Source organism: Rhodococcus sp. 2H158 (genome assembly GCF_053764755.1).
Window position 1 is genome coordinate 186,930 of record NZ_JBSNCE010000011.1, and the last position, 8,588, is coordinate 195,517.

Sequence of the window (8,588 nt, forward strand, 5' to 3'; positions counted from 1 at the left end):
CGCCGAGCCCGGAGCCGGGGTCACACGGCGCTCCGTACCCGGACCGTGGACGCTGCGCCCCTTCCCACCCCGGCCCCTCCGGCAGTCGGCGCCCGACCCGGACGCCTGGGCGGCCATCGCCGCTGTTCTTGAGCAGATCTTCACGGAAACGACGGCGAAGAGCTCATCGAGGCCGGGCACCGTGGACAGCGAACACACCGGGACCGCGCACCGCTGCCCCACACGGGTGCCGGTGCTGCGGCCGACAGGGGCGGACAGCCGGTGTCCGGTGGCACCGACCGAGGGCGAGGAAGGGTGGTTTCGATGATGTTCTGGTACGGCAACGGCATGAACGGTTGGGGTTATGTGCTCATGACCGTCGGGATGGTGGCGTTCTGGGCGTTGGTGATCGTCGGCATCGTGATGCTGGTGCGCGCCGCGACTCCCCGGTCGACACCGCCGCCGGCGCCCTATGCCCCGACGCCGGAAGAGATTGTGGCCATGCGCTTCGCCCGCGGCGAGATCGACGAGGACGAGTACCGGCGCCGTCTCGACGCCCTGCACACCCATCGGCCCGGCCCGGGGGCGTGACCACCGCAGTCAGGTCGAATCGCCCTGCCCACCTCAGGTGAGCCGGGTTCAGGAGCGGCGGTGTCAGCGGCGGTAGTGGCGACCGTCGGAGTCGTCGGTGACAAGGCGGTACAGCACGTAGACCGAGAACCAGACGATCAGCACGGCCACCAGCACGAGCGCGATCTCGTACACGAGGACCACACCACCGATCCTACGGCCGCGCCGGCCACCCGACCCCACCGCGGTGTCGACCCCTGGAGGGGCCGACACCGCGGTGAGGTCAGCGGCGCGGGCTGGTAGGGATCGGCTCCGGCGCCGGGCGCGGCGCCGGCTGCTCCTGCGGTGGGGACGGCAACCGCAGCCGCTTGAGCATCAGCGCATTGACCGCGACGATCAGGCTCGAGCCGGACATCGACAACGCCGCGATCTCCGGGCGCAGCACCAGCCCGAAGGCGGGCTCGAACACTCCGGCGGCGATCGGCAGCGCGATGACGTTGTAACCGACCGCCCAGCCGAGATTCTGCCGCATCTTGCGCAAGGTGCCCCGACCGATGCGCAGCGCAATCGGCACATCCAGCGGGTCCGAACGCATCAGCACCAGATCGGCGGTTTCGATCGCGACGTCGGTGCCGGCACCGATGGCGATGCCCAGATCCGCTTGCGCGAGGGCGGGTGCGTCGTTGACGCCGTCGCCGACCATGGCGACCTTCTTCCCGGCTCGTTGCAGTTCGGCGATCTTGTCGGCCTTGTCGCCGGGCAGCACCTCGGCGATGACGGTGTCGATGCCCAGCTGCCCGGCGATGCGCCGGGCGGTGGCCTCGTTGTCGCCGGAGAGCATGACCACCTCGATGCCGAGTTCGTGCAGCGACGCCACCGCCTCGGCCGAGGTCTCCCGGGCGGCGTCGGCCAGGGCGATCGCCCCGACGCCGCGGCCGTCGACCGCGACGAGGACCGCGGTGCGGCCGGTCGAAGCCAGCTCGTCGCGCCGGTCCATCAACGCGCCGAAGTCGACATTCTCGGCGACCATGAGTTTGCGGTTGCCGACGGCCACTCGCCGGCCCGCCACCTCGGCGACCGCACCGTGTCCGGGCACGTTGCGGAAGTTCTCCAACGACACCGCGGGAAGGTCGCGGGCGGTGGCATAGCGCACGATCGCACCGGCGAGAGGATGCTCGGATTCGCGTTCGACCGCCGTCACCAGGGTCAGCAGCTCGTCCTCGGTGAGACCGTCGACGACGACGTCGGTGACCTCCGGCTCGCCCTTGGTCAAGGTGCCGGTCTTGTCCATCACCACGGTGTCGATGCGGGCCGAGGTCTCGAGGGCGGTGGCGTTCTTGAACAGCACGCCGCGCTGGGCGCCGAGGCCGGTGCCGACCATGATCGCGGTCGGGGTCGCCAGCCCGAGCGCGTCGGGGCAGGTGATCACCACGACGGTGATGGCGAACAGCAGCGCCCTCTGCACGTCCCCGTCGATTGCCCACCACACCAGGAAGGTGCCCACGCCGCCGATCAGGGCGACGAGCACCAGCCAGAACGCGGCCCGATCGGCCAGGCGCTGGCCGGGAGCCTTCGAGTTCTGGGCCTCCTGCACCAGGGCGACGATCTGCGCGAGGGCGGTGTCGGAGCCGACCTTGGTCGCCCGGGCCCGCAGGGTGCCGGTGGTGTTGATCGACGCACCGATCACCTCGGATCCTTCGGCCTTGGTCACCGGCAGGGACTCCCCGGTGACCATGGATTCGTCGACCTCGGAACTGCCGGTCTCGACGGTGCCGTCGACCGGGATCTTCGCCCCCGGTCGGATCAGGAGCAGGTCCCCGACCACGACCTCGGCGGTGGGGATCTCCACCGGCTGCCCGTCGCGCAGTACCACCGCCATCGGCGGGGCGAGTTCGAGCAGGGTCCGGATGGCATCGTTGGCGCCGCCGCGGGCGCGCATCTCGAACCAGTGCCCGAGCAGCACGAAGCTCGCCAGCACGGAGGCGGCCTCGTAGAACACCTCGCCGCCGCCCGTCAGTGTCACGCCCACGCTGTAGAGCCAGCCGGCGCCGATCGCGACGGCGACGAGCACCATCATGTCCAGGGTCCGGGCCTTGAGAGCCCGGTAGGCGCCGTCGAAGAAGATCCACGACGAGTAGAAGATCACCGGCAGGCTCAGCAACAGGGTGAACACGTCGTCGCGCAGGCCGAACGGCGCCGGGACGGTGAACCCGAACATCTCGCGACCCATCGGCGACCACAACATGATCGGGATCGACAGCACCAGCGCCACCAGGAACCGATTGCGCATGTCGCGGACCATGGCGTCCATCGACATCCCGGCGTGACCGCCGTGACCCATCATCTCCTGCGCGGTGTGCCCGCCGGGCATCTCGTGCGCCGCCGGCTGCGGGGGATGTGCGGGTGTGCCCGGGCCCGGAGCCGGTTCGCTCATCGGGTCGCACACGTGCTCGGGCACCGAGCGGCCGGCGCAGTGATAGCCGCAGTCCCGTACCCATTTCGACAGCTCCGCCACCGACGTGCGGTCCGGATCGTAGGTGACGGTGGCGGTCTGGTTCACCGCGTTGGCCTCCACCGCGGCCACTCCCGGTCGGCGCAGCAGGGTCGATTCGATGGCCGGCGTCGACGTCGCCCAGTGCAGGCCGCCTACTTCGAGAACGGTGGTTCGGTTCATTCGATCCGGTCCCTCCCTCTGATGGCGGGGACGCACTACTCGCCCCCTACGCAGTGCGGTTCCGCCGAACCGCAGTACCCGTAGCCGACACCGGTGAACGGTCATCGCTGATCGAGTCTGAGTCTGCCCCGCCCCGCCCCGGCATCTTCTGGTGGTTGGATGAAGATCCGTTGAAGAAGTCCGGGTCTCGGGTCAGGGTCCGTGCTCGTCGGTACCAGTGCCCCGGCGATGATCAGCCATCTCGCCTCCTCCGATTCCCGATGTACGGGTCGCTGGGTACCGGAACCGTCCGCCGATGACTCTTCCCGCCGCGGTGGGGGTTTCGCCTGGTGGTTCGGTGAAGATCTGTTGAAGACTCTGCATCCCCCGAAACGGGCACCGCCGGGCCCTGCGGTGACAGTTCCTCAGCCGCTGTGGTGTTCGCCATGGTCGGCCGGGACGGTGGTCGTCGGCACCGAGTTCGGTCCCGGCGCCGGTGCAGGGTCGGGGGCCGAGCGGCCGGTCAGAGCCGGTCCGATCACGAAAGCGGAGAGCGAGAACATCGCCGCGAAGACCACCAGTGCGATCGCCGGGGCCTTCCAGGTGTGGAACCGCCGGAACAGCCGGCGCAGCAGCGGAATCGAGAACACCACCCCGAGGGCGAAGAACAACAGGTTGCCCCCGGCGCCGGTGACCAGCGCGGCCCCGGCGATCAGGCCGACGTGGTGCAGCACGTGCGGCGCCAGCCCCATCACCGCGCCGAGAGCCGCGGACACAGCGTTCCAGGTCGCGGCCAACGGGCCCTTCCGGGCCGGCGCGGCCGCCGGTGGAGCACTGGCGGGTACGGCGGTGGCATGGTGCTCGCCGGGAGGAGTCGTCATACGCAGGCTCCGTCCGTCAGGCGCGGTAGGACAGGGTCGTCATCATTCCGGCTTCCTGGTGGTAGGCGTTGTGGCAGTGCAGGGCCCACTGGCCCGGATTGTCGGCGTCGAACTCGATTTCCACGGTCTGCATCGGACGCACCGTCACGGTGTCCTTGCGGGCTCCGCCGTCGACCAGGGCGAAGGTGTGTCCGTGCACGTGCATCGGGTGGAACATGGCCGACATGTTCCGCAGCCGCATCCGTACCCGTTGTCCCTGGGCGACGGTCAACGGCGCGGTGTCGGGGAAGGTGGCGCCGTTGAGCATCCACCGGTACGGGGCCATCGTGCCGCCCATGTCGACGCTCAGGTAGTTGTCGTGGGATCGTCGGGGCAGCCGCACCTGCTCGGCCGGGGACAGGGCGGTGCCGAGCAACACCCGCCGATCCAGCTCGCCGGGCCGGGTATCAGTGGTGGCCGTCCCGGCGGCGGTGCGCACGACGGCCACCGCGTGGCCGGGTTTGCCTTCCGCAGCGGCGTAGAGCGGGAACACCCCGTCGGCGAGGGTGACCAGCACATCGAACCGTTCGCCCATGCCGATCAGCACCGCGTCGGTGTCCTGAGGGACCACGGGGAAACCGTCGCTGTGGGTGACCGTCATCGCATGTCCCCCGAGCCCGACGCGGAAGGCGGTGTCCGAGGCGGCATTGACCAGCCGGATCCGCACCCGCCGCCCCGGGGCGGCGGTCAGGGTCACCGGGTCGATGGGAGTGCGGCCGTTGAGCAGGTAGTACGGGTAGTCCACGTCGCCGGCACCGCCGAGCAGGTCCGAGCGCATGCTCTCTGCACCCATCATCGAGCCCATGCCGCCCATCGCGCCGTGGTCCATCATCGAGCCCATCCCACCCGCGCGGGGGGCGGGCCGGCCGGGGGCCGGCATGCCGAGCTCGCGGGCGACATCGTCGGGGGTGCGGCCGGTGCCGTCGACCCAGTCGTCGAGCACGACGACCCATTCGTCGTCGTAGCCACCGGGCTCGGCCGGGTCGTCGATCACCACCACCCCGTACAGGCCGCGGTCGAGCTGCAGCCCGGTATGCGAGTGGTAGAAGTAGGTGCCCGGATGCGGGGCGGTGAATTCGTAGGTGAACGACGAGGCGGCGGCGATGGGCTCCTGCGTGAGCCCCGGTACCCCGTCCATGTCGTTGCTCATCGCGATGCCGTGGAAGTGGATGCTGGTGTCGACCTCGAGCCGGTTGTCGACCCGCACCTGCAGCAGATCCCCGGCCCGGGCCCGCAGCAGCGGACCGGGCAGCGTGTCACCGTAGCCCCAGGTCGAGACCACCGTACCGCCGAGGTCGACCTGCACAGGCCGCGCCGTCACCTGCGCGGCGACCACCGCCTGCCCGGTGGTACGGCGTTGGGCCTCGAGCCGGCGCACCGCCTCGGCGCCCGGCCCGACCGGATTTCCTGCCACACCGGTGCGGGCGCAGCCGACCGGCCCACCGAGGGCCATCGCCCCGGCGGCCGCGGACGCACCGAGCAGAAACATACGGCGGGACATCTGCACCACACACATCTCCTGGAAACGTCGGGATGACAACGGACGACACGAGGTCGGCGCCGCTCACCGGTAGGGGCGTAGCGCCCGCCGCCGGGCTTGGTACTCGTCGGCGTCGATCTCGCCCCGGGCGAAACGGTCGTCGAGGACGCGCAGCGGATCGGCCGGCGGTGGCGGGGTGCCGGTGCGGTGGCCGGTGCGGAACAGCGCGGCGATGCCGAAGGCCACCAATGCCCAGAAACCGATCATCGTCAGCGCCATCACCATCCAGCCGGCCCAGCCCATTGCGCCCGATCCCCACATCACGGCCGCTCCCTTCCTCGAAAGGCCCGGATCCGAGTCTGGGCCCGTTACCCGACGCCGCGGGTTGGCGTTCGATGAAGGTTCGCTGAAGAACGTCGCCATCGGCCCGCCGCGGCGGTCACGATGGGACATGGCCTCCGGTTCCGATCAGCTCGTCCCCGCCTCTGCCTCGAGCGCAGCGGTCCCCCCGAGCGGCCTGCGGGCGCTGGTGGTCGAAGACGAAGTGGCGCTGGCCCGGGTGGTGGGCACCTACCTCGAACGCGCCGGCTGCGAGGTCACGCTCGTGCACGACGGGCTCGACGCCGTCGAGCGCGCCCGGCAGGTCGATCCGGATGTCGTGGTGCTCGATCTGGGGTTGCCGCACCTGGACGGGATCGAGGTGTGCCGGCAGCTACGCACGTTCTCCGACGCCTACGTCGTCATGCTCACCGCCCGCGCCGACGAGATCGACACCCTGGTCGGCCTGTCGGTCGGCGCCGACGACTACATGACCAAACCATTCAGTCCGCGTGAGCTCATCGCCCGCATCCAGGCCATGTTGCGGCGCCCCCGGCCCTCGACCGGCGACGACAGCACCCCTGCGCAGTCCGGCACCGATACCGGCCGCCGTACGTTCGGGTCGTTGACCCTCGATGCGGCCGGCCGCGAGGTGTGGGTCGGCGGCATCCCGATCGCCTTGACCCGCACCGAATTCGACCTCCTCGCCGCGCTGTCCGCACACCCCCACGTGGTGTTCACCCGGACGCAGCTCATCGCCGCGGTGTGGGGCCCGAGCTGGGTCGGCGACGAACACCTGGTCGACGTGCACATCGGGCACCTGCGCCGCAAACTCGGCGACGACGCCACCCGCGGGGTGTTCGTGCGCACCGTGCGCGGGGTCGGATACCGCATGGGAGCCGGGCAGTGACCACACCACCCCCACCGGCGGCAGCAGGGCGGAGGCCCGGGCACCGCAGTGTCGGGTTCGGCAGCCGGCTACTGGCCGCGCAGGCGATCGTCGTCGTCGGCGGCGCGATCAGCGCCTGGCTGGTGGCCGCCGCCGTCGCCCCGGGACTGTTCCACAACCACCTCGAGCAGGCAGGTATCGAGCACGTCTCGACCGAGGCGGCGCACGTGGAGGAGGCGTTCACTTCGGCGATGATCATCTCGTTGGCCATCGCGCTGGTGGTCTCGGCGCTGATGGCGCTGGCGGTGAGCTGGTACTTCACCCGCAGGGTGCAGCGCTCGGTCACCGGTGTGGCCGCCTCGGCCACGGAGATCGCCGGCGGCCACTACGGCGTGCGTCTGCCCGGCCCCGGTCTCGGGCACGAATTCGACCAGCTCGCCGAGACGTTCAACCAGCTCGCCGATCGGCTGGACTCGGTCGAAACCACCCGACGGCGCATGCTCTCGGATCTCGCGCACGAGATGCGCACCCCGCTGGCCACTCTCGATGCCCACCTCGAGGCCCTCGAAGACGGCATCCGGGTTCCCGACGCCGAGACCCTCGCGGTCCTGCGGTCGAGCACCGCCCGGCTCGGGCGGCTCGCCGAGGACATGGGCGCGGTCTCGCGTGCCGAAGAGGGCCGGCTGTCCGTCACGCCCGTGCCCACCGACACCCGCACCCTCGTCGACGCCGCGGTCCGCGTCGCCGCCGACCGCTACGCCGCCAAGGGCGTCGCCCTGGTCGAAGACGTCGAGCACCCCGCCGCGGTCACGGTCGACCCGGACCGGATCGGGCAGGTGCTGGGCAATCTGCTCGACAACGCCCTGCGGCACACCCCCGCCGGGGGCACGGTCACCGTCGCCACCACCACCGTCGACGGAGAAGCCGGGATCACCGTCACCGACACCGGCGACGGCATCGCCGCCGAGCACCTGAGTCATCTGTTCGACCGGTTCTACCGTGCCGACCCCGCCCGCCGACGGCAAGAAGGCGGCAGCGGCATCGGATTGACCATCGCCCGCGCCCTGGTCGAAGCCCACGGCGGTACGCTGACCGCCTCCAGCGGCGGAGCCGGAACCGGCGCCCGATTCACCGTGCACCTGCCCACCGCCGCAGGCGCCCGCAGCACCGCTTCTCCGCGGGGTACCGTGCACGCCGGCACCGGTCCCCGGGGGCGGCGATGAAGAAACTCGCGCTCGACGCGCTCGCCCGGCACCTGGCCGCGCACGCCGCCGCCGCGCCCAGCGGCCGCAGCGCCGAGACCGTCTACGGCGGGCACGAACACGTGCTGCGGCAGACTCTCGTGGCGTTGCAGGCCGGACAGTCCATGGCCGAGCACGTCAGTCCCGGTGAGGCCACGGTGTACATCCTGCGCGGGCGCATCCGTGTCGTCGCCGACCGGACGAGCTGGGACGGACGCAGCGGGGACCTGATTGCCCTACCCCGCACCCGGCACCGGATCGACGCCGTCGCCGACACGGTCGCGCTGCTCACCGTCGCCAAATACTGACCTCCGGGTGGTTCAGAGCCCGGCGCCGGGCCGCGGCGGGCTCGCCGGGGCCCGGTGGAACAACCAGGCCGCCACCACAGTGAGCCCGACCAGCCACCCCAGCGCAGCCAGCAACGGCCCGGCGGCGTCGAAACTGTCGGTCAGCCCGCCGTCGAGGATCATCCGGGTCGCGCCGTAGCCGGGGAGCGTCTGCGCCCACTGCGACGGCTGCGGCCGCAGCATCGGGCTCT

At 71.0% G+C, this 8,588-nt stretch carries 8 protein-coding genes and 1 pseudogene; 4 read left to right on the top strand and 5 right to left on the bottom strand.

Features of this window, described 5'->3' with window-relative positions; genetic code table 11:
- Nucleotides 1-303 precede the first annotated feature (303 nt).
- Nucleotides 304-570 (top strand): SHOCT domain-containing protein, encoded by a 267-nt coding sequence (locus tag ACWPOB_RS13270; protein ID WP_006945984.1) that lies wholly within the window; start codon nt 304-306, stop codon nt 568-570.
- 262 nt (nt 571-832) lie between these two features.
- Here ACWPOB_RS13270 and ACWPOB_RS13275 read toward each other — a convergent pair whose 3' ends face one another.
- From ACWPOB_RS13275 to ACWPOB_RS13290, 4 genes are all read right to left on the bottom strand, one after another.
- The gene (locus ACWPOB_RS13275) at nt 833-3,223 is read right to left on the bottom strand and encodes a heavy metal translocating P-type ATPase (RefSeq protein ID WP_455401100.1); all 2,391 of its coding nucleotides are present in this window, start codon (nt 3,221-3,223) and stop codon (nt 833-835) included.
- A gap of 404 nt (nt 3,224-3,627) precedes the next feature.
- Nucleotides 3,628-4,083, bottom strand: a complete 456-nt coding sequence (locus tag ACWPOB_RS13280) for a hypothetical protein (protein WP_455401101.1) — start codon at nt 4,081-4,083, stop codon at nt 3,628-3,630.
- A 16-nt stretch (nt 4,084-4,099) separates the two neighbouring features.
- Nucleotides 4,100-5,638 (bottom strand): multicopper oxidase family protein, encoded by a 1,539-nt coding sequence (locus ACWPOB_RS13285; protein ID WP_455401102.1) that lies wholly within the window; start codon nt 5,636-5,638, stop codon nt 4,100-4,102.
- A gap of 48 nt (nt 5,639-5,686) precedes the next feature.
- The gene (locus ACWPOB_RS13290) at nt 5,687-5,923 is read right to left on the bottom strand and encodes an SHOCT domain-containing protein (protein ID WP_050036451.1); all 237 of its coding nucleotides are present in this window, start codon (nt 5,921-5,923) and stop codon (nt 5,687-5,689) included.
- Between the two features lie 130 nt (nt 5,924-6,053).
- On the opposite strand from ACWPOB_RS13290, the gene ACWPOB_RS13295 reads away from it, so the two are divergent.
- From ACWPOB_RS13295 to ACWPOB_RS13305, 3 genes are read left to right on the top strand one after another with little or no spacing between them, the layout of a single operon-like run.
- On the top strand, nt 6,054-6,830 hold the full coding sequence (locus ACWPOB_RS13295; protein ID WP_455401103.1) for a response regulator: 777 nt from the start codon (nt 6,054-6,056) through the stop codon (nt 6,828-6,830).
- Complete coding sequence (locus tag ACWPOB_RS13300) at nt 6,827-8,032, top strand: sensor histidine kinase (protein ID WP_455401104.1); 1,206 nt, start codon at nt 6,827-6,829, stop codon at nt 8,030-8,032. The genes ACWPOB_RS13295 and ACWPOB_RS13300 overlap by 4 nt, the downstream gene beginning before the upstream one ends.
- Nucleotides 8,029-8,358 (top strand): cupin domain-containing protein, encoded by a 330-nt coding sequence (locus tag ACWPOB_RS13305; protein WP_029546350.1) that lies wholly within the window; start codon nt 8,029-8,031, stop codon nt 8,356-8,358. Before ACWPOB_RS13300 ends, ACWPOB_RS13305 begins: the two co-directional genes overlap by 4 nt.
- 12 nt (nt 8,359-8,370) lie before the next feature.
- Here the strand turns inward: ACWPOB_RS13305 and ACWPOB_RS13310 are convergent.
- Nucleotides 8,371-8,588, bottom strand: a pseudogene (locus tag ACWPOB_RS13310) (ABC transporter permease); the annotation flags it as partial.

Bases quoted from the DNA above. Each gene is read 5' to 3' on its own strand.
- ACWPOB_RS13305 (WP_029546350.1), top strand. From the start codon at position 8,029: ATGAAGAAACTCGCGCTCGACGCGCTCGCCCGGCACCTGGCCGCGCAC.
- ACWPOB_RS13280 (WP_455401101.1), bottom strand. From the start codon at position 4,083: ATGACGACTCCTCCCGGCGAGCACCATGCCACCGCCGTACCCGCCAGT.
- ACWPOB_RS13290 (WP_050036451.1), bottom strand. From the start codon at position 5,923: ATGTGGGGATCGGGCGCAATGGGCTGGGCCGGCTGGATGGTGATGGCG.
- ACWPOB_RS13270 (WP_006945984.1), top strand. From the start codon at position 304: ATGATGTTCTGGTACGGCAACGGCATGAACGGTTGGGGTTATGTGCTC.
- ACWPOB_RS13285 (WP_455401102.1), bottom strand. From the start codon at position 5,638: ATGTGTGTGGTGCAGATGTCCCGCCGTATGTTTCTGCTCGGTGCGTCC.
- ACWPOB_RS13275 (WP_455401100.1), bottom strand. From the start codon at position 3,223: ATGAACCGAACCACCGTTCTCGAAGTAGGCGGCCTGCACTGGGCGACG.
- ACWPOB_RS13295 (WP_455401103.1), top strand. From the start codon at position 6,054: ATGGCCTCCGGTTCCGATCAGCTCGTCCCCGCCTCTGCCTCGAGCGCA.